The sequence below is a fragment of the Maritalea mobilis genome (genome assembly GCF_004363175.1).
Classification (GTDB): domain Bacteria; phylum Pseudomonadota; class Alphaproteobacteria; order Rhizobiales; family Devosiaceae; genus Maritalea; species Maritalea mobilis.
Genome location: NZ_SNYR01000007.1, coordinates 1 through 1,067, shown reverse-complemented (window position 1 = coordinate 1,067; position 1,067 = coordinate 1). Strand labels below are relative to the sequence as shown.

Here is a 1,067-nt window from a genome sequence, read left to right as displayed (position 1 = left end):
ATCGAAGTCTTGATGATCAGCTAAAAGCCGATCCGCAAGGACCTCGCCGTCCACGTTTCCCTTTCTTCTCTCATTCACAATGTCAAAGAACCGACACATGTTTTTGCGAAACATTATGTCACCCGGCTGATCAATTACTCTCACAACCGCAAAGCATTCTCTTGCCGGCGAACCGGCAGATTAGACTGCCTTTTATGGAAGCACTGTCAAACTGCAAATCAGTTCGTGCAGCGCTTGGGGGTTATAAGACTAACGAATTAGCCTGTCAACCGATTATTTCAGTTAAAACTCAAAAAGTTTTCTCTGAAATAACTCTGAATGTCATCCGCGTTTTGCAAATTCAATTCAGAATGGCGTTGATAGTTTGGTCAGACCTTGCTGTCAACACCCTATTTGAAAATTTTCAATTTACTTTCAAATAGTTAACTCAAAGGATTGATCTGATTAATTCAGACTGTCCGTATGAGCTGGAGGCGGTGATAAGGGTTGAGCCTGTTAGAGTCAACACCTTTTAGCCAATGCCACGCAATTAAATTGAAAAGCCGTCAAATTCCGGCTTTCGCCAACCTATTAGTAGCGCATAATGCTACTAATGTGGATAAGCCGCAAGCCTTGTTTCTGTTGTGTCACTCTTAGGCTCAACATTGGAAAGCTGATGAGGCGACATGATTCCGTGAAATGCAGCTTAGAAGAATCAGACACTCCACCGAATTGGCATAGAAGCGAAGCGATTCTGCGACCCAGCGTACTGAAGTATCTTTCTATATCTCTTATCGCGCCTGGCGATCAACTACGGCCTACTCGATTAGAATCAGATGTGTTTCCTTATTCAAACATCCCTATCGTCCGTCCACTCAACCCGAGCAGCTAGGACAGCTATAGCGATTCTATTTACTCAGATGCGGCACATGCTTGCCCGGCTTTCAAAGTTTCGAATCGCAGATGGAAATATGTCTGTTGGAAGTGGGAAGAACTCCCCCCCTAATACAAAAACCCCACTTGCTATTTCTAGCGAGTGGGGTTTTTAAATAATTTACATCGTATGAGACATTCTTTGCTTTTAGCGG

Annotated in this window: 1 protein-coding gene; it reads left to right on the top strand. The window is 43.7% G+C overall.

Annotated features, from left to right (window positions below; all coding sequences use genetic code 11):
• A partial coding sequence (locus tag ATL17_RS16980) for a hypothetical protein (RefSeq protein ID WP_166639092.1) occupies positions 1–422 on the top strand: 422 nt, incomplete at its 5' end.
• Positions 423–1,067 lie beyond the last annotated feature (645 nt).